We start from the raw sequence: 22423 nt of genomic DNA, 5'->3' as shown, positions 1-22423 counted from the left end.
AACGGACGGCCGGACGTCGTCCTCCATGGTTTCGAAAGCCGTGCCGCTGAAAATCGCCGTGGTGGTGAAGGGCTATCCCCGCCTGTCGGAGACCTTCATCGCGCAGGAGCTTCTGGCCCTCCAGCAGCGCGGCATCGATCTGGCGATCTGGTCGCTGCGCCACCCCACCGACAGCCGCCGCCACGCCCTGCACGACCGCATCACCGCCCCGGTCCATTACCTGCCGGAATATCTGCGCGACGAGCCGGCCCGCGTGCTGCGCGCGCTCGGCTGCCTGATCCTGCGCCACCCGGCCGGCCTGCTGCGCACCGCGGCGGGGTGGCTGCGCGACCTCAGGCGCGACCGCACCGCCAACCGCGGACGCCGCTTCGGGCAGGCGCTGGTGCTGGCAGCGGAACTGCCGGCCGACGTGCCCTTCCTCTACACCCATTTCCTGCACACGCCGGCCTCGGTCGGGCGCTATGCCGCCGCGATCCGCGGCATCGGCTGGGGCTTTTCCGCCCATGCCAAGGACATCTGGACGACACCGGAGTGGGAGAAGCGCGAGAAGCTGGCCGACGCCCGCTTCGGCGCCACCTGCACCGCCGTCGGCGCCGCACATCTGCGTGGGCTGGCCGCCGACCCGTCCCGCATCGACCTCGTCTATCACGGCCTCGACCTCTCGCGCTTCCCCGCCCCGCCGGACCGCGGCGACGCCCCCGCCCGAGACGGTTCCAGCGCCGACCGCGCGGTGGAGATCCTGTCGGTCGGCCGGCTGGTGGAGAAGAAGGGCTATGACCGGCTGCTCGACGCGCTGGCGACGCTGCCGGACGGGCTGCACTGGCGGCTGGTCCATATCGGCTCCGGCGACCTCAAGCAGGCCCTGCGCGCCCAGGCCGAGCGGCTGGGGGTGTCGGACCGCATCGAGTGGCGCGGCGCCCAGGACCAGGCGACGGTGATCCAGGCGCTGCGCCATGCCGACCTGTTCGTGCTGACCAGCGTGGTGGCCGGCGACGGCGACCGCGACGGCCTGCCCAACGTGCTAATGGAGGCGGCGAGCCAGCGCCTCGCCATCCTCTCCACCGCCGTTTCCGCCATCCCGGAATTCATCGCCGACGGCACCCACGGCCTGCTGACCGACGGCACCCCGCCCGCCATCGCCGCCGCGCTGGAACGGCTCGCCAGCGACCCGGCGCTGCGGCTGCGGCTGGCCGACGCCGCCTATGGCCGGCTCCGCGCCGAGTTCGGCATGACCGCCGGCATCGACCGCCTCGTCCGCCGGTTGGAGGAGGCCGCGGCGTGACCGCCCCTCAAAGCACCCTCTCGCGCATCGCCTTCCCCCGGATCGCCTTCTACGCCCCGCTGAAGCCGGTGGACCACCCCATCCCCTCCGGCGACCGCCAGATGGCGCGGCTGATCCTGCGGGCGCTGGAGGCAACCGGCCCGGTGGAGGTGGCGAGCGGGCTGCGCATCTATGACGGTGCCGGCGACCCTGCCGCGCAGTCCCACCTGACCGCCGCCGCCGCCGCCGAACGCGACCGGCTGCTGTCGCTCTACGCCGCCGAGCCGGAGCGGCGTCCGGCGCTGTGGCTCAGCTACCATGTCTATTACAAGGCGCCCGACCTGATCGGCCCGGCGATCGCCCGCCGCCTCGGTATTCCCTATGTCGTGGTGGAGGCGACCCGCGCCCGCAAGCGCCTGACCGGCCCCTGGTCCGCCTTCGCCGCCGCCGCCGAGGCCGCCATCGAGGCCGCCGCCCTCGTCCTCTGCGTCAGCGCCCGCGACCGTCAGGCGGTGGAGGCCTATGGCCCGCCCGGCCAGCGGGTGGCGATGCTGCCCCCCTTCCTCGACCTGCCGCCGGCCCCGGAGGCCCGAGAGCCGGGATCGCCGCCCCGCCTGCTCACCGTCGCCATGATGCGGCCGGGCGACAAGCTGGCCTCCTACCGCCTGCTGGCCGACGCCCTCCACCTCGTGGCGGCCCGGCCCTGGACGCTCGACATCGTCGGCGCCGGCCCGGCGGCGGCGGAGGTCGCAGCGCTCTTCGCCCCCTTCGGCCCGCGGGTGACGCTGCACGGCGCCTGCCCGCCGGACAGCCTCGCCGGCCATTACCGCACCGCCGACCTGCTGGTCTGGCCCGGCCTGAACGAGGCGTTCGGCATGGTCTATCTCGAGGCGCAGGCCCAGGGCGTGCCGGTGCTCGCCATCGACAATGCCGGCACCGGCACCGTCATCAGCGACGGCGTCGGCGGCCGGCTGACCGGCCCGGCCCCGGAGGATTTCGCCGCCGCCCTGTCCGCCCTGCTGGCCGACCCGGCCGCCCTGCGCACCCTCGGCCGCAGCGCCCGCGCCAATGTCGAGGCCCACCACGCCCTGACCGCCGCCGCCGAACGCCTGCGCGGTCTGCTGACCGGTCTTCTGCCATGATCCGCCTCGCTTTCCTGCGCCACGGCATCACCGCCTGGAACCGCGAGGGCCGCATCCAGGGCCGCACCGACATCCCGCTGGCCCCGGAAAGCCGCGAACAGCTTGCCACCCTGACCCTGCCGCCGGACTGGCGCGACGCCACCCTGCACGCCAGCCCGCTGTCGCGCGCGGTGGAGACCGCCGCCCTCCTCGGCCCCAACCTCCCCGGCAAGAGCCGCCCCGTCCACACTGACCCGCGCCTGATCGAGATGGACTGGGGCGCCTGGGAGGGCCTGCATGGCCGCGACCTCCGCGCCGACCCCGCCAGCGGCTACCGCGACCTGGAGCATTGGGGGTGGGACTTCCGCCCCCCCAACGGCGAAAGCCCCGCCGACGTGCGGGAGCGGTTGATGGGGTGGTTGATGGATTTGCCCCTCCAATCCCTGGGCCAATCCCCTCTCCCCCCCGGGGAGAGGGTTAGGGTGAGGGGGACGCACGGCGAGGATCTCTTCGGCGTTGCCGAACCCCCTCATCCCAACCTTCTCCCCGGGGGGGAGAAGGAGATTCAGCGTCCCCACCTCGTCGTCACCCACATCGGCGTGATGCGCGTCGCGCTGGCGCTCGCCTGGGGCTGGGACTTCCGCGGTCCGCCGCCGGTGCCGGTCAAGCGCAACCGCCTCTACGTCCTGACGCTCGCCGCCGACGGCACGCTCCGCCCAACCGGTCCAAAAGAAGGCCTGCGCCTGTCATGAGGCTGCTGATCGCCGTCACCCATCTGCTCGGTACCGGCCATCTCAGCCGCGCGCTGGCCCTGGCCGAGGCCTTCACCGCCCGCGGCTGGCGCGTCGATGTCGCCAGCGGCGGCCGTCCCGCCCCCCATCTCGAAACCGGCACCGCCACCCTGCACCAGTTGCCGGCGTTGGCGAGCGACGGCGCCGACTTCGCCACCCTGCTGGGCGCCGACGGCACCCCCGCCGACGCCGGCCTGTTCGCCGCCCGGCGGGCGATGCTGACCGGCCTGCTCGACAGCCTCCGCCCCGACGTGCTGATCACCGAACTCTTCCCCTTCGGCCGCCGCGCGCTGGCCGCCGAGTTCGACGCCCTGCTGGAGCGCGCCCGCGCCCTACAGCAGCCGCCGCTGACGCTGGCCTCCGTCCGCGACATCCTGGCCCCGCCCTCCAAGCCCAAGCGGGTGGCCGAGACTGAAGACCGCCTGCTGCGCCTCTATGACGGCGTGCTGGTCCATTCCGACCCTGCCCTGATCCCGCTGGAGGACAGCTGGCCGCTGACGCGAGCGATGAAGCCGCTGCTGCACTACACCGGCTTCGTCGTGCCGCCGCCGCCCGTCCCCGACGACGGCACGGACGGGCAGGGGGAGATCCTGGTCACCGCCGGCGGCGGCCCGGTCGGCCGCCCGGTCTTCGAGGCCGCAGCCCGATGTGCCGCCCTGGGCGCCGCCTCCGGCGCCCTGCCGCAGCGCTGGCGCCTGCTGGTGGCGAAGGGCGACGCGGCGCTGGCCGACCGGCTGCGCGCCCTGGCCCCGCCCGAGCGCCTGCTGGTGGAGCCGGTGCGCCCCGACTTCCGCGCCCTGCTGGGCCGGGCCTCCGCCAGCGTCGGCCGCTGCGGCTACAACACCGCGCTCGACTGCCTGACCGCCGGCGTGCCCAGCGTCTTCTGCCCCTTCGAGGACGGCAAGGAGGTCGAGCAGACCATCCGCGCCGCCATCCTGGCCCGCCAGCCCGGCATCGCCACCCTGCGCGAGGCCGACCTCACCCCCGACAGCCTCGCCCGAGCCTTGCAGTCCGTGCTGGGCGTCCGCATCCCGCCGCTCAGCCCCGCTTCGCTGGCCGGGGCGGCGCGCAGCGTCGAGATCGTCGAAGCCCTGCTGGCGGAGAAGACATCATGACGAGCTGGACCGCCCAAAGCTGGACCGCCGTAGAAGAGGAACTCGCCCGCTGGACCGGCCTCGGCCGCCGCTGCCCGCTGTGGCTGCGCGACGACGACGCGGTTGCCGCCGGCCCGCAGCTCGACGGATTGCTGACCCGCTGCGCCCAGGCCGGCATCCCCCTCGGCCTCGCCGTCATCCCGGCCGACGCCGAACCATCGCTCGCCGAGGCCCTCGCCGGTCACGCGCACGTCACCCCGCTGGTCCATGGCTGGTCCCACGTCGACCATGCCGCCCCCGGCCGGAAGAAGTGCGAGTTCGGCCCGGAGCGCCCGCCAGAGGTCCGGCAGGCCGAAGCCGGGCGCGGCCTGTCCACCCTGCGCGGCCTGTTCGGCGACCGCCTGCTGCCGCTGTTCGTCCCGCCCTGGAACCGCATGGCCGCCGACATGCCGGCCCGCCTGTCGGCCTCCGGCTACCGCGCCGTCTCGGCCTTCGGCCCGTCGCCGCAGCCCCGTGACGGCATCGCCTGGATCAACACCCACCTCGACCTGATCGACTGGCGCGGCAGCCGCTCCGCCGTGCCGCTCGACGCCCTGCTCGACCTGCTGTGCCGCGAACTGCGAGACCGCCGGGAAGGGCGCCGCATTCCCGCCGAGCCCATCGGCCTGCTGACCCACCACCGCGTCCACGACGCGGCGATCTGGGAGCTGCTCGACCGCCTGCTCGACCGGCTGGCCGGGCATCCGGCGGTGGAATGGCCGGGCGTCGGCCGTTTGGTGTGACGACACCGCAGTATTCTGTCGCAGGTGGAGAATGGATGTTCCGGTCTCTTTCGTAATGCCCGGTCGGCAAAGGCATGACCACCACCAGAACGTGCCAAACACCCCGATACGCCCCAAGGTAAGTCCGATACGCTTTTGAAAAGAATGCAACCGCAGTCGATCCTCAAGCTCCGGTAGTCGGGCACAGCGTCGCGCTGCCTCGGCCATGACGATGCCGTCGAAGCCCATAATAAGAGGAAACGAAATGATCATCAATAATCTGAAGGCCGGCCTTCCCTATATCGTTGGCTCCGAAGAGGGCGATTATATATCCGGGCGCAATGGATTCGCCACCTACTATCAGGTCAACGACATCATCATCGGCGGGCGCGGCAACGACTACATGGTCGGCAATGGCGGAAACGATATCTTCGTGTTCCGACCGGGCGACGGTTGGGACGTCATTGCGGATTTCGACGGGAACATGCGCGGCGAGAAGGACACGCTCGATCTCACCGCCTATTCCGACATCAAGACCAGCGCGGATGTCCTTGCCCGCGCCACCGCCGACGGCGGCGACACGATCATCACGCTGGCCCCGGACTCCTCCATCCGCCTGGAGGGGGTGAGCCTGTCCCAGTTCAAGACCGGCGTGGATTCCGGCTGGTACGGCCTGCTGCTCGATCCGCCGGAACACGACGCCCCGTCGGGCAACGCCATCTACCTCAACGAGACGGCGATGACCGTCGTCGAGGGCAGCGGCGGCGGCACCACCATGGTCGAGGTGCCGGTCACCCGCACCGGCGATCTGTCGGGCAGCGCGACCGTAGAGTGGTCCGTCGGCTTCGCCGGAGGCCCCAGCGATCTGCGCCAGCGGGCGGATGCCGGTGATTTCGTCGGCGGGCAGAGCGCCCTCGCCGGTTCGGTGACCTTCGAGGCCGGCCAGAGCAAGGCCGTCATCCGGCTGCCTTTGTGGGCCGACGACAATGGCGAATACTCCAAGGAGCATTTCCAGGTTTCGCTGAAGAATCCGTCCGACGGCTACACCGTCAACCCGTCGGAGACGACCGACGTCGCCATCAGCAACGACGATGCCCCCGCACAGGTTGTCGGCACAAACCAGAACAATTTCCTCGCCGGAGGTATCGGGGACGAGCTGATCATCGGCTATGGCGGCAACGACTACATGCTGGGCGGCGGCGGCACCGACACCTTCATCTTCGGCCATGGCGACGGCTGGGACGTCATCGGCGACTTCCAGGCCGGTGCCGGCGGCGACCGGCTCGCCATAGGGCAGTTCGGCGACCTGCACTCGATGGCCGATTTGACGATGGTCGCGGAGGGCAACGACCTTACAATCGTGCTTTCGGCATCGGATACAGTGAAGCTGCAGAATGTCCAGGCAAGCCAGTTGACCGCCGACAACTTCCTGTTCGCCGCCTGAGGACGGGGCGGAAGGAGCGGGCGGGGCAGGGACGGGCGGTGCCTGCGGTCCGATGCCGGAGCGCCGCCTTACCCTGTACCGAATCCGTGCCGCCGCTTCAGAGGAAAACCCGTGATGACCGACCGCCAGCAGGCCCGCACCGCCTTCGCCGACCTCCACAAGGACGGCTGCTTCGTCATCCCCAACCCGTGGGATGTCGGCAGCGCCCTGATGCTGGAGCATCTCGGCTTCCCTGCGCTGGCGACCACCTCGGCGGGGTTCGCTTTCTCCTGCGGGCTTCCCGACACCGATTGGGCGGTGCCCTGCGCGGACATGCTGTCCCACATCGCCGGCATCGTCGGCGCGACCGGACTGCCGGTGAATGCCGATTTCGAATCCGGCTATGCCCATGACCTCGATGGGCTGGCCCGCAACCTGCGGCTCTGCGCCGACACCGGCGTCGCCGGCCTGTCGGTGGAGGACGCCACCGGCGACCCGGCCCGGCCGCTCTACGAGTTCGATCTGGCCGTCGAGCGCGTCGCCGCGGCGGCGGAGGCCCTGCGCGGAACCGGCGTGCTGCTGACCGCCCGCTGCGAGGCCGTGCTGGTCGACCATCCGGCCGCCATCGAGGAGGCGATGCGCCGGCTGCCGGCCTATGCGGCGGCGGGGGCCGACGTCCTCTATGCGCCGGGCCTGCGCACGCCGGAAACCATCCGGGCGGCGGTCGAGGCGGTGGGACCGAAGCCGCTCAACCTGCTGGTCTCGGCGCCGATCGGCCTGACGGTGGCGGAGATCGCCGATCTCGGCGTGCGGCGGATCAGCCTGGGCAGCGCGCTCAGCCGCGCCGCCTGGGGCGGCTTCCTGCGGGCGGCGCGGATGCTGGCCGACGAGGGCCGGTTCGACGCGCTGGCCGAGGCCGAGCCGTTCGACGCCCTGAACGGCTTCTTCCGGACACGGGGCCGGGACGGCCGGCAGAGCTGACAAACAAAAAAAGCCGGCCCGCGTCAGTGACGACGCGGACCGGCCCGGTAGTGCGGTAGAGAAGCTGCGCCTTACGCCGCGTGGTCGGTGATGAAGCCGGTGGCGGTGCCCAGGTTGGCGTTGTCGTGGGTCAGGTGCAGCAGGAAGTTCTCCGTGCCGTCGTTGGTGTTGGTGCCGTTGATGTGGACGGAGACCGTCTTGGTGGTCTCGCCCGGCTGGAAGGTCAGGCTGCCATGGGCGGCGGTGTAGTCGGTGCCGGCCTTGGCGGTGCCGTCCTCGGTCGCATACTCGATGGTGGTGGCGGTGGTGACCGCCTTGGCCAGCTGCACGGTGAAGACCGCCTCGTCGCTGCCGGCGACGGTGCCGGAGTTGCCGGAGTTGGCGGCGAGGCCCGCCTTGATGATGTTCATCTTGGTCGGATCGACGGTCTTGTAGTCGTTCTCCAGCAGGCCGCCGACGTCGCCCGATTCCGGCGTCCAGGCCCAGTAGGTCCAGTTCATGCCCTGCTGGCCGGCGGCCAGATCGCTCTTGCCGTCCAGGTTCCAGTCGCCGTTCATGTACTTGATCAGCGTGCTGGCCCAGGTCTGCTCGGCGGCGCTGGTCATCTGGCCGCCGAACTCGCCGACCAGGATCGGGGCGATGTTGTTCTTGTAGATGTAGCCCCACATGCTGTCGTACTGGGCCGGCAGGTTGTCCGGATAGCTCGGGTCCGACAGCCAGCTGAACTGCCCGACGCTCTGGCCGTAGGCGTGCGGCGAATAGACCAGCTTGTTGGGGGTGTCGAACTCGATGGGATGAGTCTTCACGCCGGCCAGCGTGCTGCTCCACTCCGTGCCCTCGACCAGCAGCAGCCAGTCCTTGTTGACGGTCTGGATCGAGTTGCCGATGCGCTCGGCCGCCGCGGCCCAGTCGGTGGCCTGGTTGCCGTCACCCCAGGTGGCGGACACGCTCGGCTCGTTGTGCAGGTCGGCGCCGATCACCGCCTTGTTGCCGGCATAATGCTCGGCCAGCATCTTCCAGTCTTCGATGACCTTCGATTCCGGGTTCTTGTCGGTGTACCACAGCCCGTGCTCGTTGGTGCCGGCGCCGCCGTCGTTGCGGTGGTGGTCGAGGATCACCTTGATGCCGCTCTTGCCGGCATAGTCGATGACCTTGTCATAGACCTCCAGCCGGGTCAGGCCCTTCAGGTCCGGGTTCTTCGAATAGTCGATGCCGTTGGTGACCGCGGTGCTGTCGAACATGTCGTCGGCCCAGGTCAGGCGGATGACGTTGAAGCCCAGGTCCTTCATGCTGTCGATGTGGTGCTGGTAGCTGTCGGCCCACAGACCCGACGGCACGTAGTTGTAGCCCTCGCCGCCGAACCAGTTAACGCCGGTCAGCCGGACGTTGTTGCCGCTCTCGTCGACGATCTGGTTGCCGTCGGTGTGCAGGAAGCCGTTGATCGAGCTGCTGCTCTGCACCATGCCCGGATCGGACACCGTGACGTTGCCGACCTTCAGCGACAGCGAGCTGTCGCCGCCCGTCGCACCGCCGGTGGACCCGCCGGTCGCGCCGCCCGTGGCGGTGCCGCCCTTGCCGGCATCGGTGGAACCGCCCGTGGAGCCGCCCGTCGAGCTGGTGGAGGCGGTGAAGTGGCTGGCATCCAGCTTGGCGGTCAGCGTGGCGTTCCAATAGAGGTCGGTGGTCGCCCCCAGCTCGGCACCATCGGCGGTGCGCTGGACCGACATGGCGGCATCGGTGGCCGCCACGGTCTTGCCGTCAACGCTGACGCTGTGGACGAACAGGTTGCGGTCGGCGCCGTCGACGATGCCGTCGTTGTCGTACTTCACCTCGACCGCGTGGGCGGCGCCCTGCGTCAGGTCGGCGGTGAACTTGTAATCCTTGGCGTCGGCGCCGGTCGCCGTGCCTTCGCCGATCGCCTTGCCGTCGACCAGCACGGTGAAGTGCGCGCCGATGCCGCCCGCCTCGCTGCCGGCGGCGTTCACGGTGATGACGTTCTGCGCGGTGCCGGCGGCCGGAGCGGCAGGGATGGCGGGAGCGGCCGGGGCGGCGGTCTGGGCACCGCCATAGTAGTTGGCGGGGGTGCTGAAGGTCAGCGCGCCGTCCCACCACATGGCTTCCTGGCCGGCCTGCGTCGGCGCCGGGGCGGCATCGTCATAGCGTTCGTAGATGGCGTCGGTCGGCTTCAGCGTGTGGCCGTTGACCTCGATCGACTGGACGTAAAGGTCGCGATAGGCGTCGGTCGCGGTGTCGTTGTCGTAGACGACCTGAATCTTGTGCGCCGTGTTCGCGGCAAGGTCGGCGGTGAAGCTGTATGCCTTCGACGAGGCGTCGGCCGCATTGGCCGAACCGACCTCCTGACCATCCACCAGCAGCTTGAAATGCGGCGTGACGCCATCCAGGGACTGGCCGTAGGCGTTGACGACAATCTTGCTCGGCGAGGTGGTCGTGCTCATGACTTCGATCCTATGTCCGTTTCGTTGAAGCCATGCTGGGGCTCCAATGGTTAACGAAACCTTTCCAAATCCGGTTAACTTTTCTCGAACCTTGTGGCAAATTTGGCCCAGATCGTCACAAGCCCGTTCAAGGCCCCCGCAACAGGTCGGCGAACTATATCCCATCATGGTCACAGGATTTGCGATCCTGCGCACAGTCTTCTTTTGAAAGAGCCAATATCCACTGTGAATCACGCCATATTGGAAAGTCGATCTCGAAAGACATAGACGAATTCACTCGGGGACATGACCATGCTCACGCATTATTCTTTCAAAAACCCCGCGGGATGATGCCAGATATAAGCCGCATATACTGATCCATCCGGGGACTGGATTGATAGAAACCTAGCACGCAGAATTACAGCCGTGGGGGTAAGACAAATTCGCAAACGACCTTTTTCACCCGCAAAAAAGTTAATGCCCGTGAGGCCACAGGGGCCTGCGGGCAAAGTGTTAAGAGATTTTTTATAAGTTTATATTCCTTTTGGACAGCGGCAGGCGACCGTGAGCCGTCACAGCCATGGCCCAGCCCAGGTCCTGTTTGAAAAGTCCTGCCTGGAACATCCGACGCTTTTCCATCGTCATCCCCGCGAAGGCGGGGATCCAGGAAACTCCGCGTCCGGGCGGCTGGAACGGCTGGATTCCCGCCTTCGCGGGAATGACGGATCGTAAAAGGGTCTGCCCATGCTGGACGTTTCCAAACAGGCACCAAGAGCACGCCGTCCGGAAACGCCGAACGCCGGGCGGCCGGACCGCAGCAGCGGCCGGACCCCGGCGTCGGGAAAAACGGAGAGAGGAGGGAAGGGGGGCGGCGCGCCGCTCAGCGCGCCTCGACCATGCCGATGAACTGCGCCAGTTCCGGCGTGGACGGCCGGTCGAACAGCTCGGCCGGCGGACCCTGTTCGGCGATGCGGCCGCCATGCATGAAGACCAGCCGGTCGCAGACCTCGCGGGCGAAGCGCATCTCGTGCGTCACCAGGATCAGCGTCATGCCCTCCTCGGCCAGCTTGCGCACCACCCCCAGCACCTCGGCCACCAGCTCGGGGTCGAGCGCCGAGGTGATCTCGTCGCACAGCAGAACCTTGGGCGCCATCGCCAGCGAGCGGGCGATGGCGACGCGCTGCTGCTGGCCGCCCGACAGCTGCGACGGATAGGCGTCGAACTTGTGGCCCAGCCCGACCTTCGCCAGCGCCGATTCCGCGGCGGCGCGGGTGGCGGCCTTGTCCTGCTTCTTCACCACCTTCAGCGCCAGCATCACATTCTCGCCGGCGCTCAGATGGGGGAACAGGTTGAACTGCTGGAACACCATGCCGACCTTCTGGCGCAGCGCCCGCAGGTCGATCTGGCCGGGATCGACGCATTCGCCGTCGACCTCGATCACGCCGCCGTCGATGCGCTCCAACCCGTTGATGCTGCGCAGAAGCGTGCTCTTGCCCGATCCGCTGCGGCCGATCATGGCGACGACCTGCCCCTCCTCCACCGCCATGTCGACGCCCTTCAGCACCTCCACCGGGCCGAAGGATTTGCGGATGGCCGACAGCTTCACCAGGGGCCGGCCGGTGGGGGACGTCTTAACGGGCGACATTGAGCTTCCTTTCCAGCGCCTTGGCCGACAGCGACAGCGGGTAGCACAGGGCGAAATAGATCAGCCCGACCAGCCCATAGACCAGGAAGGGCTGGAAGGTGGCGTTGGTGATCATGGTCCCGGCCTTCGTCACCTCGACGAAGCCGATGATGGAGGTCACCGCCGTGCCCTTCACCACCTGCACCGAGAAGCCGACGGTCGGCGGCACGGCGATGCGCAGGGCCTGCGGCAGGATGACGTGGCGCATCTGCTCGCCGAAATTGAGCGCGAGGCTGGCCGAGGCCTCCCACTGGCCCTTCGGCACCGCCTCGACGCAGCCGCGCCAGATCTCGGCGAGATAGGCGGCGGTGAACAGCGTCAGCGCGACGGCGGCCGAGGTCCAGGCGGTCGTCTCGATGCCGATCAGCGGCAGAGCGAAGAAGACGATGAACAGCTGCATCAGCAGCGGCGTGCCCTGGAACACCTCGATGAACAGCTTTGCCGCGACGCGCAGCGGCGGCGCCGGCGACACGCGGGCGACCAGCAGCAGCAGCCCGGCGATCCCGCCGGAGACGAAGGCGATCAGCGACAGCAGCACCGTCCAGCGCGCCGCCAGCAGCAGGTTGGACAGGATGTCCCACAGGGTGAACTCAAGCACGCGACACCCCCTTGGCGAACATCCGCTGCCCCATCAGGCTGAAGATCCAGCGCAGGGCCACCGCCAGCGCCAGATACAGCGCGGTCGCCAGGAAATAGACCTCGAAGGGCCGGAAATTGCGGGACTGGATGAAGTTGGCGGCGAAGCTCAGCTCCTCCGCCGCGATCTGCGAACAGACCGACGAGCCCAGCATGACGATGACGATCTGGCTGGTCAGCGCCGGCCAGATCTTCGCCATCGCGGGCCCCAGCACGACATAGCGGAAGATCTGCGGCCCGGTCATGCCCAGGCTGGCCCCGGCCTCGATCTGGCCCTTCGGCGTCGCCTCGATGCCGGCGCGGATGATCTCGGTCGAATAGGCGCCGAGATTGATCACCATCGCCAGCACCGCCGCCTGCCATTCCGCCAGCCTTATGCCCAGCGACGGCAGGCCGAAGAAGATGAAGAACAGCTGGACCAGGAAGGGCGTGTTGCGGATCAGCTCGACATAGGCGCCGACGACGACCGCCAGCGGCTTCACCGTCGAGGTCCGCGCCGCCGCCCCGCCGATGCCGAGCGCCACCCCCAGCACCGTGCTGACCGCGGTCAGCGCCACGGTGGTCGCCACCCCGTCCACCAGCACGGGCGTATAGTCCAGCAGGGACGAGAAATCGAAACTGTAGGCCATGTGAAGATGTCCCGTGCCGGATTGATGATGCCGGAATCTCGCGAAGCTGAAAGGATCCCCTCTCCCCCCCGGGGAGAGGGTTAGGGTGAGGGGGTCGCGCGGCGAGGATCTTCAAGAAGCGCGCGCTTGCTGTTCCCCACCGAATCCACCCCATGCCTCCCCCCTCACCCCGACCCTCTCCCCGGGGGGGAGAGGGGGGAGAGGGCAGCCTTACCTCACAGATCCTTCGGCAGCGGCGCGTGCAGCCATTTCTTGGCGATGTCGTTCAGCGAACCGTCGTCCTTCGCCTTGGCGATGATGGCGTTGACCTTCTCCAAGAGCGGACCCTCGTTCTTGTTCAGCCCGACGAAGCAGGGGGAGTTCTTGACCAGGAACTTCAGGATCGGCTGGCGCGGCGGGTTGCGCTCGAAGATGGCGGCGGCGACCACGTTGCCGGTGGCGACCAGCTGCACCTGACCCGACAGGAAGGCGGAGATGGTGCCGTTGTTGTCCTCGTAGCGGCGGACGGTGACCTTGTCCGACACGATCTTCGACAGCTCGATGTCCTCGACCGAGCCGCGGGTGACGCCGACGGTCTTGCCGTCCAGATCCTCGACCTTCTCCGCCTTGATGTCGTCAGGGCCGAAAACGCCGTTGAAGAAGGGGGCGTAGGCGGTGGAGAAGTCGATGACCTTCTCGCGCTCCGCATTCTTGCCTAGGCTGGAGATCACCAGATCGACCTTGCCGGTGGTCAGGTAGGGGATGCGGTTGGTGCTGGTCACCGGCACCAGCTCCACCTTGGCGCCCATCTCCTTGGCGATCAGGGTGGCGGCGTCGATGTCGTAGCCGACCGGCTTCAGGTCGGTGCCGACCGAGCCGAAGGGCGGGAAGTCCTGCGGGACGGCGACGCGCAGCACCTTCTCCTTGGCGATGCGCTCAAGCGCGTCGGCTTTTGCATATGTCGGGGCGGTGGCGGTGAGACCGCCGGCCAGAACCGCCGTGGCAAGGCCGAGAGCACCCAGAATCTTCGCGAACCGCATGGCACCTGATCTCCGAACCGAAAGACGATGGACCCTCCTTTTCAAACCATGTGCCACTTTCGTCCTACGAATTCAGGTGTGCCGCAAAGGCGCGGGAATGTTACGCTTATCCCGCCAGCGCAAGGAGCCGTTACAGATGTAACATCGCTTTGGTTGCAGCCCCGGAATCCATTTTTTGTGCAAAAGCCGAAGCCGAGAGGCGATCAGCCCATGAAACAGGCAATTCACGCCGCACAGGCCCCGGATGGACCGGAGGCAGGCGAACCGTCGCTGACCGCCCGCATCCGCGACCGCTACGGCGACCTCAGCCCTATGGAGCGACAGCTCGCCGACGTGATCCTCGCCTGTCCGGGCGAGCTGTCGGGCTATTCGGCGACCGAGCTGGCCGGCCGGGCCGGCGTGTCGAAGATGACGGTGTCGCGTCTGGTCCGCCGGCTCGGCTATGCCGGCTTCGAGGCGGCGCGTCTGGCCGCCCGGCGCGGCGGCGACTGGGGCTCGCCGCTGTTCCTGCTGCCGCCCGGCGGCCCGGCCCCCACATCCGCCACCGCATCGTCAGAGGTTGCCGACGGCGACCCGGCGCCGCTCGACGCGCATTTCCGGCGCAGTGCGGAGGCGCTCGCCGCCACCGCCCGCCAGACCGACCCGGCGATGCTGGCGCGGGCGGCCCGCGCGCTCGCCGACGCCCGGCGCATCTGGGTCTGCGGCGCCCGCAACAGCGCCTTCCTGGCCGGCTATGCCCGCTGGCAGTTCATCCAGGTCCGCGGCGAGGTCCACCAGCTGGCGGCCTCCGGCGAGACGATGGCGGAGACGCTGGCCGATCTCGCTGCCGGCAATCTGGGTTCGGGCAATCTGGCTTCGGGCGACCTGCTGTTCCTGGTCGGCATCCGCCGCCGCCCGCCGGCCATCGTCCGCCTGTTGCGCATCGCGGGGGAGCGCGGCATCCCCACCATCCTGATCGCCGACAGCCATTCCGTTCTAGAGGCCCCGCCGCCGCCGCTGACCTTCCGCTGCGAGACGCGCAGCCTCGCAGCACTCGACACCCATGTCGCCGCCCTGGCGGTGATCCACGCGCTCGCCGCCGAACTGATCCCGCTGACCGGCGAGGCCGGCCGCGCCCGCATCCGCGCCATCGAGGATCTGCATGACCGGCTCGGCGAATTGTGAGCCTATTGCCCCGGATGCGGTCGGATGGCATCCACCGGAGGCGCGATTTACGGTCGGGAGCGGGGCGATGGCTTGGTTGCGGTGGGACCGCGGCCGCCAGGAGAATGGCGGCAGGGACTATTTCAAGATGCTGCTGGCCCGCTCGGCCCGGCTGCGCTTCGACTGCTATCTGCTGCGTTATCCGACGACCAGCGGGCTGGACGAGCATGTCGACCCGGCGCCGGACGGCTTCGAACACCACCGCGTCAACATCATCCTGCGCCAGCCGGCGTCGGGTGGCCTGTTCCTGTGCGACGAGGCGATCATCGACAGGCCCCGCATCAAGTATTTCCGCCCGGACCTCCATCCCCACCGCGTGACCGAAGGGATCGGCGAACGGCTGGTCCTGTCCTTCGGCTGGCTGCGCAAGGCACCCGGCACAGGAAAGAATGCGGAAACATAATTTCCATCAAAAGAATGATCGTTATTCGCTGCGTTTCACCACTGTACTCCCAAAGGAATTCCGGTTTCTCGTCGCATTCCCAGACACCCGGAACCTGCTGTTCCCGTGAGGAACCTTTGCCGCCGGCATGATGTTCAAGGCGTGAAGAGTGTTCGATATCCACAGTCCAGGATCGGTCATTTGCGACCCTGGAAATCGGAGACTCCAGTCTTTTGCGTCCCCTCCAGGCTTAAGGACCTTGAGCATGATCACACAGCACGGTTCCTACTCATCGCCCGACCAGGGACCACGCCGCACAGTCCTGGCCGCCACGGATGTGGAGGTGAGGCCGGGAGTCCATCGCCGCGTCTCCTGGGCGGGCGTCTTTGCCGGCGTTGTCCTTGCCCTGGCGATCCAGCTGCTGCTCAGCATGCTCGGGCTGGGCATCGGCATGACGGCCATCGATCCCGGCGCCGGGCGCGATTCCCTGCCGCAGGCGAGTTCCTTCGGAATCAGCGCCGGGCTGTGGTGGACGGTCAGCTACATGGCGGCGCTCGGCGTCGGCGGCTATGTCGCCGCCCGGCTCGCCGGGGTGCCGACCCGCGGCGACGGCCTGATCCACGGTCTTCTGACCTGGGCCTTCGCGCTGCTGATCAGCGCCTATCTCGTCACCACCACGCTGGGCAGCATCACCGGCGGCGCGTTCAACGCGCTGGGCAGCGCCACCTCGGGCGTCGCCCAGACGGTGAAGCAGGCGGTTCCGGAGGTCGCCCGCGCGTCCGGCGTGTCGGCCGAGGACCTGCGCCGGCAGGCCGAGGATCTGCTGCGCCCGGCCGACCAGCAGCGCAGCGGCGAGGACGCCCGCACGCAACTGCTCAGCGCCCTGACCAAGATGGCAGCCGGCGGTCCCGAGGCCGACCAGGCGCGCCAGCAGGCGGTCTCCATCGTCGCCCAGCAGGCCGGCATCCCCGAGGATCAGGCCCGCCAGCGGCTCCAGCAGCTCGAACAGCAGGTCGGGTCGGCCAAGCAGCAGGCGGCCGAGACGGCGACCAACGCCGCCAAGGCGACCAGCAACACCCTGTCCGCCGCCGGCATCTGGGGCACCGTCGCCCTGCTGCTCGGCGCCTTGGCCGCCGCGATCGGCGGCCGCATCGGCACCCAGCGGCGCGACCGCCTCGTCGTCGCCGACTGACGCCCGGCATCAGCCGGCAAATCCGCTGTTAGAGCCTCTTTAACCACAGGGGTGACATGACTTCTCCGACTGGAGGCCTCATGTCGTTCCTGTGGTTTTGCACCTGCGCCTATCTGCTCGTCGGCATCGTCGGCCTGCTGGAGGCGGACATCCGGGTCAGGCCCGGCGCTTCGCCGTCGGCGGCACGGATCGTCCGCTCGGCGCTCCTCTTCACCCTGACCCATCCGACCGATTCGGCCCTGCGCTGGCTGCTGACCAGGGCGCGCGGCTAACCGCGCTGCGGTGCCGCAGGGCGGCCGCCGCCCGCCGTTTCATCCCCCATCCCCTGCCTGCCGCCTTGCTTTCCGGCGGCAATGGCGACACCTTGGTATGGCACGCGAGCGGTAGACGGGCTGCCCCGAACGGTTGCCCGCCGCCGCCGTTCGCGCCGCTGACCAGTCACCACGCCGTCCTCCCATGGTGGCCGCCCCGGCGGCGCACCGGACGGCCCAGCCAACAGAGGACGGCCCCCGCGGCCGGAACCACATGCGCCGTCATCGCCGCGCCAAGATCGTCGCCACCGTCGGACCGGCCAGCAACTCGCCCGAGATGCTGAAGACCCTGTTCCTGGCCGGTGTCGACACCTTCCGGCTGAACTTCAGCCATGGCACCCACGACGACCACGCCAAGGTCCACCGCGCCATCCGCGAGCTGGAGGCCGAGGTCGGCCGCCCCATCGGCATCCTTCAGGATCTCCAGGGTCCGAAGATCCGCGTCGGCACCATCCGTGACGGCAAGATCGCGGTATCCACCGGCGAGCAGATCCGCTTCGTGCTCCAGGGGACCGACGGCGACAAGCGGTCCATCCCGCTGCCGCACCCGGAAATCTTCGCCGCCATCATGCCGGGCCACCATCTGCTGATCGACGACGGCCGCGTCCGCGTCGAGGTGACCGAGCTGGGCGACGACTGGATCGAGGCGAAGGTCGTCGTCGGCGGCATCATCTCCAACCGCAAGGGCGTCAACCTGCCGGGCACCGTGCTCGACCTGTCGCCGCTCACCGCCAAGGACCGCGCCGACCTCGCCTTCGGGCTGGAGCTGGGCGTCGACTGGGTCGCCATGTCCTTCGTGCAGAAGCCGGGCGACATCCTGGAAGGCCGCGGCCTGATCGGTGACCGCGCCGGCATCATGGCGAAGATCGAGAAGCCGCAGGCGCTGGAGAAGATCGACGACATCATCCGCCTGTCCGACGCGGTGATGGTGGCGCGCGGCGACCTCGGCGTCGAAATCCCGCACGAGGACGTGCCCGGCCGCCAGAAGGAGCTGGTGCGCGCCTGCCGTCTGGCGGTGAAGCCGGTGATCGTCGCCACCCAGATGCTCGATTCGATGGTCTCCGCCCCGACCCCGACGCGGGCCGAGGCGTCGGACGTGGCGACCGCCATCTATGACGGCGCCGACGCGGTGATGCTGTCGGCCGAATCGGCGTCGGGCCAGTATCCGGTCGAGGCGGTCACCATGATGGACCGCATCATCCGCTCCACCGAGCAGCACAAGCTCTACCGCTCGCTGATCCAGGCGACCCATCCGGGCGAGGAGCACACGCCGCCCCACGCGGTGGCCGCCGCCGCCGCCGATCTGGCCGACACCCTGCATTCCTCGGCCATCGTCGCCTTCACCTCCAGCGGCACCACCGCGGCGCGCATCGCCCGCAAGCGGCCGGAGGTGCCGATCCTGGCGATCACCCCCGACACGGCGGTGTCGCGCCGGCTCTGCCTGCTGTGGGGCGCCCACAGCGTGCTGTCCGACGACATCCGCACCTACGAGGAGATGGTCGACCGCGCTATCGCCATCGGCCGGACGGAGGAGCTGGCCGGCAAGACCGGCACCCTGGTGGTCGTCGCCGGCATCCCCTTCGCCCAGGCCGGCACCACCAACAACCTGCGCGTCATCCACATGGACGGCAAGGCGTAAGGATGCTGCGGAGCGGCGGCACCCCCGCCGCTCCGCTGGCTTTTACCGTTCCATCTTCGTCGACAGCACGATGGACGACATCGTCCGCTCCACCCCCGGCAGGCGGCCGATGGCGTCCAGTGCGGCGTCCATCGCGTCATGGGTTTCGGTGCCGACGGTGGCGCACAGATCGTACTGCCCGCTGATGCTGTGCAGCCGGAGGACCTCCGGCATCTTGCGCAGGGCATGGACGGCGCGGTCGGCCAGCCGGGCGTTCACGCTGATCATCACCAGCGCCGACACGCCGCGCCGCGGCGCCGGATCGCCCAGCTTCACGGTATAGCCGGAAATCACGCCCTGCCGCTCCAGCCGGGCGATGCGGTCCTGCACGGTCGAGCGCGACAGCCCCAGCGCCCGGCCGAGCGCCGCCGTGCTGGTGCGGGCATTCACCGTCAACAGATCGATCAGCCGCTGGTCGAAATCGTCCATGATGGTCCGTCACGGGGGAAGAGCACGCATAATCCCCTCTCCCCCCCGGGGAGAGGGTTAGGGTGAGGGGGTCGCGTAGCAGAATTTTCCGGGAAAGGCACGCAGTGCATCCCCCTCACCCCGGCCCTCTCCCCAGGGGGGAGAGGGGGAATAGGCCCAGCCCCCCTTACCCCTCGCAGCCCGCCTGATAGCGCTTCATGGCCTCGCGGATGTCGTCCGGGATCGGCACCGCGGCGAAATCGTCCAGCGAGGTGGTGACCACGGTCAGGCTGCCCGACAGCCGGACCTGCCCCTCATGCTCGCCGTTGATGCGCAGCTGGAGCGAGCTGCGGCCCAGCCGCTCCAGGAGGACGCCCAGCGTCAGCGTGTCGCCCATGCGGCTGGGAATGACGAAGTCGCATTCGGCATGCACGATGGGCAGGCCCAGGCGGCGCTGCAGGATCATCGTCGCATAGTCGATGTCCAGCCCCTGGGTGAACCAGTCCTCCACCGCCCCGTTGAACATGTCGAAATAGACCGGGAAATAGACGATGCCGGCCGGGTCGCAGTGGGAAAAGCGAATGAGCCGCTGCATCCGGAAACAGCCCGCCGGCAGGGGCCGGTGGCCGGGGTGATCGTCGGCGCGGCGCGTCCGCTCGCTGTACTCGTGCATCTCTCGGTCAATCCTTGTTCCGCTGCGGTCGCCTGACATATGGGGGTGCCTGCTGCCTCGCGGTCGCCGCGCCTCGTTCCGGCGGCAAATAGTTGTAGTCACCCCAAACAATCCGGGAAAAGCACCTTTCGTTCAACGGCTTCCTTCATCAATAGGGGAAATCCGCAAGTTTCGTAGCCTACGCTGTTGCGGAAATGCTGCACTGCAATCACGACAACGGCCGCAACAGGCCCCCGGCCCGGATGTCCGCAATTTGTCGCGGATTCCGCTCTTTTTAGGGCAAACATCACACAAAGATCCCGCAGCTCCCCGCCATCCTGCGTCCCGCATCCGGGTTCAGGCCCAAAACGGACATCAGGCCCCGAAAGCCGGCCCCCAAGCAACGGCCAAGGCAGACGGGCACATCAGGCGAGGACACCGAACCGATGGCCACTTCCGCTACCAAGATCGTCGTGAACGCGCTCGGCAAGGCCGCAGGCGGCGTGAATGCCCATTTCACCCTGCTGGTCGACGGCCAGAAGGTGGGTGAGGGCACCGCCGGCACGACGGCGAAGGATTTCGTCTTCACGCCCGTGCTGACCAGCGACGTCGCGCACAAGGTGCAGATCAAGTACGACAACGACGCCGTCATCAACGGCCAGGACCGCAGCCTGACCGTCAACAGCATCTCGATCGGCGGCAAGACGATCGCGCCGACCGCCGGCATCGTCAGCTACGACAAGGGCGCGCTGGACGGCAAGGACGTCGTCGCCGGCCAATCGAACCTGTGGTGGAACGGCACGCTGGTCGTCAACGCCGACAAGAGCTATTTCCCCACCGCCGTCACCGCGACCCCGGCGTCGGCCAAGGACACCATCGTGGTGAACGCCTCCGGCACCCCGGCGGGCGGCGTCAACGCCCACTTCAAGGTGCTGGTCGACGGCAAGCAGATCGGCGAGGGCACCGCCGGCACCGCCGCCAAGGATTTCAGCTTCACCGCCGACGTCGCCGACCGTGTCGCGCACAAGGTGCAGATCCAGTACGACAACGATGCGGTGATCAACGGCCAGGACCGCAGCCTGACCGTCAACAGCATCTCGATCAACGGCCACAAATACGCCGCGACCGACAGCGCCGTCAGCTATGACAAGGGCGCGCTCGACGGCAAGGACGTGGTGGCCGGCCAGAAGGGCATGTGGTGGAATGGCACGCTGGTGGTGAACGCCCCGGCCTCCGATTTCCCGGCCGGCACCACGACGACCCCGACCACGCCCACCACGCCGACGACTCCCACCACGCCGACCAATCCGACCCCGACCGGCCCGGCCTTCTACGTCGCCACCAACGGCAAGGACAGCTGGTCGGGCAAGCTGGCGGCGCCGAATGCCGACGGCACCGACGGTCCCTTCGCCTCGCTGCAGAAGGCCCAGTTGGCGATGCGCGCCGACCCGAACATCGACACCACCTACATCCGCGGCGGCGACTACCGCCAGAACGGGCTGTGGCTGGACAGCCAGGACAGCGGCGTGCATTTCGTCGGCTACGGCAGCGAAAAGGCGGTGATCCACGGCGGCTCCAACGCCACGGTGTCCTTCGGCCTCGGCGGCGCCAAGAACGTCACCATCGAGGGGCTCAACTTCGCCGACGGCGTCGTCGGCGGCCACTATGTCTACGCCGACAACGCGGCCGGCCTGACCTTCGCCAACAATGTGGTCAAGGGCGGCGGCTACGGCATCACGGTGCAGAACAGCGCCAACAGCAAGGTCACCGGCAACCAGTTCGACAACACCGGCGCCGAGTCGATCTTCGTCAAGGCCGGTTCCAACGCCACGCTGGTCTCCGATAACCTGATCCGCCATCCGAACGCCGCCGACCGCGGCGACGCCGGCATCTGGATCAACGGCAGCTCCGACGTCAAGGTCACCCACAACCAGATCGAGAACTCGCCGGAGAAGGCCATCGCCGTCGGCTCGGTCCAGACGGACGGCAGCGACGCCGCCTACCGCGTGACCATCTCCTACAACAAGGTGATCAACGCCAACCTCGAATCCAACGACGGCGGCGGCATCTACCTGATCAACCGCCAGCAGGATCTGGCCAACCACACCGTCATCAACAACGACGTGTCCGGCACCACCGCGACCAACCCGTCGAGCCAGGTGGCGAGCTGGGGCATCTATCTCGACGACTGGACCAGCGGCACCACGGTGAAGGGCAACGTCGTCCACGACAACATCGGCGGCGTCTTCCTGCATGGCGGCTGGAACAACACGGTCACCGAGAACGTCATCGCCGGCAACAGCGGCGCCCAGATCGGCCTCCAGCAGGATGTCGCCTGGAGCGGCTGGAAGGGCCACACGATGACCAGCAACGACATCTCGGGCAACGTCATCGACGTGCGCGAGGGCACGGCCGTCCACATCTACGGCCCGGCCAATGTCGGCAACCTGCACAACAACTTCTACAGCAGCCTGAACACCGCCGAGAAGGAATTCGACGCCTGGCCGCAGGTGATGTCGAGCGGCGCCTGGGGCACGCTGTCGAACTGGCAGGCCGCCGGCTACGACAAGGGCTCGGTGATCCTGAACCCGGCCTTCGTCAATCCGGGTGCGGACGATTTCAGCCTGGCGTCGAACTCGCCGGTCTACGGCCTGGGCTTCGACCACATCGCCTTCAGCGACATCGGCCTGCTGCACGCCTGATCCTGCCGTCCCGCGATGGGGGCCCCTCTCCCACGACGGGGACATATCCCCTCTCCCCCC

20 protein-coding genes are annotated in these 22423 nt (G+C 68.5%); 13 read left to right on the top strand and 7 right to left on the bottom strand.

The window, feature by feature from the left end:
• The first annotated feature begins 25 nt into the window (after positions 1-25).
• The 7 genes from ABNQ39_RS32775 to ABNQ39_RS32745 all read left to right on the top strand — a co-directional run bounded on the left by ABNQ39_RS32775 (position 26) and on the right by ABNQ39_RS32745 (position 7432).
• Positions 26-1282 carry a glycosyltransferase family 4 protein gene (locus ABNQ39_RS32775; protein ID WP_376966426.1) on the top strand — a complete coding sequence of 419 codons (1257 nt, stop codon included), beginning with the start codon at positions 26-28 and terminating at the stop codon, positions 1280-1282.
• Positions 1279-2403: a glycosyltransferase family 4 protein gene (locus tag ABNQ39_RS32770; RefSeq protein WP_376966424.1), complete on the top strand. Its 1125-nt coding sequence runs from the start codon at positions 1279-1281 to the stop codon at positions 2401-2403. Before ABNQ39_RS32775 ends, ABNQ39_RS32770 begins: the two co-directional genes overlap by 4 nt.
• Positions 2400-3134 carry a histidine phosphatase family protein gene (locus tag ABNQ39_RS32765; RefSeq protein ID WP_376966422.1) on the top strand — a complete coding sequence of 245 codons (735 nt, stop codon included), beginning with the start codon at positions 2400-2402 and terminating at the stop codon, positions 3132-3134. Before ABNQ39_RS32770 ends, ABNQ39_RS32765 begins: the two co-directional genes overlap by 4 nt.
• On the top strand, positions 3131-4288 hold the full coding sequence (locus ABNQ39_RS32760; RefSeq protein WP_376966420.1) for a glycosyltransferase family protein: 1158 nt from the start codon (positions 3131-3133) through the stop codon (positions 4286-4288). Before ABNQ39_RS32765 ends, ABNQ39_RS32760 begins: the two co-directional genes overlap by 4 nt.
• Entirely contained in the window at positions 4285-5049 is a 765-nt protein-coding gene (locus ABNQ39_RS32755; RefSeq protein ID WP_376966418.1) for a polysaccharide deacetylase family protein, read from the top strand. The genes ABNQ39_RS32760 and ABNQ39_RS32755 overlap by 4 nt, the downstream gene beginning before the upstream one ends.
• A 244-nt stretch (positions 5050-5293) precedes the next feature.
• Positions 5294-6472, top strand: a complete 1179-nt coding sequence (locus tag ABNQ39_RS32750) for a hypothetical protein (RefSeq protein ID WP_376966416.1) — start codon at positions 5294-5296, stop codon at positions 6470-6472.
• A gap of 114 nt (positions 6473-6586) precedes the next feature.
• Positions 6587-7432, top strand: coding sequence for an isocitrate lyase/PEP mutase family protein (locus ABNQ39_RS32745; RefSeq protein WP_376966414.1), 846 nt, complete (start codon positions 6587-6589; stop codon positions 7430-7432).
• A gap of 71 nt (positions 7433-7503) precedes the next feature.
• On the opposite strand, the gene ABNQ39_RS32740 is transcribed toward ABNQ39_RS32745, so the two are convergent.
• From ABNQ39_RS32740 to ABNQ39_RS32720, 5 genes are all read right to left on the bottom strand, one after another.
• Positions 7504-9888: a cellulase family glycosylhydrolase gene (locus ABNQ39_RS32740; RefSeq protein WP_376966412.1), complete on the bottom strand. Its 2385-nt coding sequence runs from the start codon at positions 9886-9888 to the stop codon at positions 7504-7506.
• An 859-nt stretch (positions 9889-10747) separates the two neighbouring features.
• Positions 10748-11512, bottom strand: coding sequence for an amino acid ABC transporter ATP-binding protein (locus ABNQ39_RS32735; RefSeq protein ID WP_376966410.1), 765 nt, complete (start codon positions 11510-11512; stop codon positions 10748-10750).
• Positions 11499-12149 (bottom strand): amino acid ABC transporter permease, encoded by a 651-nt coding sequence (locus tag ABNQ39_RS32730; protein WP_376966408.1) that lies wholly within the window; start codon positions 12147-12149, stop codon positions 11499-11501. Before ABNQ39_RS32730 ends, ABNQ39_RS32735 begins: the two co-directional genes overlap by 14 nt.
• Complete coding sequence (locus tag ABNQ39_RS32725) at positions 12142-12816, bottom strand: amino acid ABC transporter permease (RefSeq protein WP_376966406.1); 675 nt, start codon at positions 12814-12816, stop codon at positions 12142-12144. The genes ABNQ39_RS32730 and ABNQ39_RS32725 overlap by 8 nt, the downstream gene beginning before the upstream one ends.
• A 215-nt stretch (positions 12817-13031) precedes the next feature.
• On the bottom strand, positions 13032-13835 hold the full coding sequence (locus tag ABNQ39_RS32720) for a transporter substrate-binding domain-containing protein (RefSeq protein WP_376966404.1): 804 nt from the start codon (positions 13833-13835) through the stop codon (positions 13032-13034).
• A gap of 210 nt (positions 13836-14045) precedes the next feature.
• On the opposite strand from ABNQ39_RS32720, the gene ABNQ39_RS32715 reads away from it, so the two are divergent.
• The 5 genes from ABNQ39_RS32715 (at position 14046) to pyk (ending at position 18562) form a co-directional block, all read left to right on the top strand.
• Positions 14046-14999, top strand: coding sequence for a MurR/RpiR family transcriptional regulator (locus ABNQ39_RS32715; RefSeq protein WP_376966402.1), 954 nt, complete (start codon positions 14046-14048; stop codon positions 14997-14999).
• 67 nt (positions 15000-15066) lie between these two features.
• Complete coding sequence (locus ABNQ39_RS32710; protein WP_376966400.1) at positions 15067-15441, top strand: hypothetical protein; 375 nt, start codon at positions 15067-15069, stop codon at positions 15439-15441.
• Between the two features lie 244 nt (positions 15442-15685).
• The gene (locus ABNQ39_RS32705; protein ID WP_376966398.1) at positions 15686-16612 is read left to right on the top strand and encodes a hypothetical protein; all 927 of its coding nucleotides are present in this window, start codon (positions 15686-15688) and stop codon (positions 16610-16612) included.
• Between the two features lie 80 nt (positions 16613-16692).
• Positions 16693-16884: a hypothetical protein gene (locus ABNQ39_RS32700; RefSeq protein ID WP_376966396.1), complete on the top strand. Its 192-nt coding sequence runs from the start codon at positions 16693-16695 to the stop codon at positions 16882-16884.
• A gap of 253 nt (positions 16885-17137) precedes the next feature.
• Positions 17138-18562 (top strand): pyruvate kinase, encoded by a 1425-nt coding sequence (gene pyk, locus ABNQ39_RS32695; protein WP_376966394.1) that lies wholly within the window; start codon positions 17138-17140, stop codon positions 18560-18562.
• A gap of 42 nt (positions 18563-18604) precedes the next feature.
• On the opposite strand, the gene ABNQ39_RS32690 is transcribed toward pyk, so the two are convergent.
• Positions 18605-19030 (bottom strand): Lrp/AsnC family transcriptional regulator, encoded by a 426-nt coding sequence (locus ABNQ39_RS32690; RefSeq protein ID WP_376966392.1) that lies wholly within the window; start codon positions 19028-19030, stop codon positions 18605-18607.
• A 166-nt stretch (positions 19031-19196) separates the two neighbouring features.
• A complete protein-coding gene (locus tag ABNQ39_RS32685) occupies positions 19197-19682 on the bottom strand; it encodes an acyl-CoA thioesterase (protein ID WP_376966389.1) in 486 nt (161 codons plus the stop codon).
• A gap of 425 nt (positions 19683-20107) precedes the next feature.
• Here ABNQ39_RS32685 and ABNQ39_RS32680 point away from each other — a divergent pair, with 425 nt between their 5' ends.
• Positions 20108-22363, top strand: coding sequence for a carbohydrate-binding domain-containing protein (locus tag ABNQ39_RS32680; RefSeq protein WP_376966386.1), 2256 nt, complete (start codon positions 20108-20110; stop codon positions 22361-22363).
• The last annotated feature ends 60 nt before the right edge of the window (positions 22364-22423 follow it).

The sequence above is a fragment of the Azospirillum sp. A26 genome (assembly GCF_042604635.1).
Classification (GTDB): domain Bacteria; phylum Pseudomonadota; class Alphaproteobacteria; order Azospirillales; family Azospirillaceae; genus Azospirillum; species Azospirillum palustre.
The sequence above is the reverse complement of the archived record's forward strand: the minus strand, read 5'-3'. Positions and strand labels throughout refer to the sequence as shown.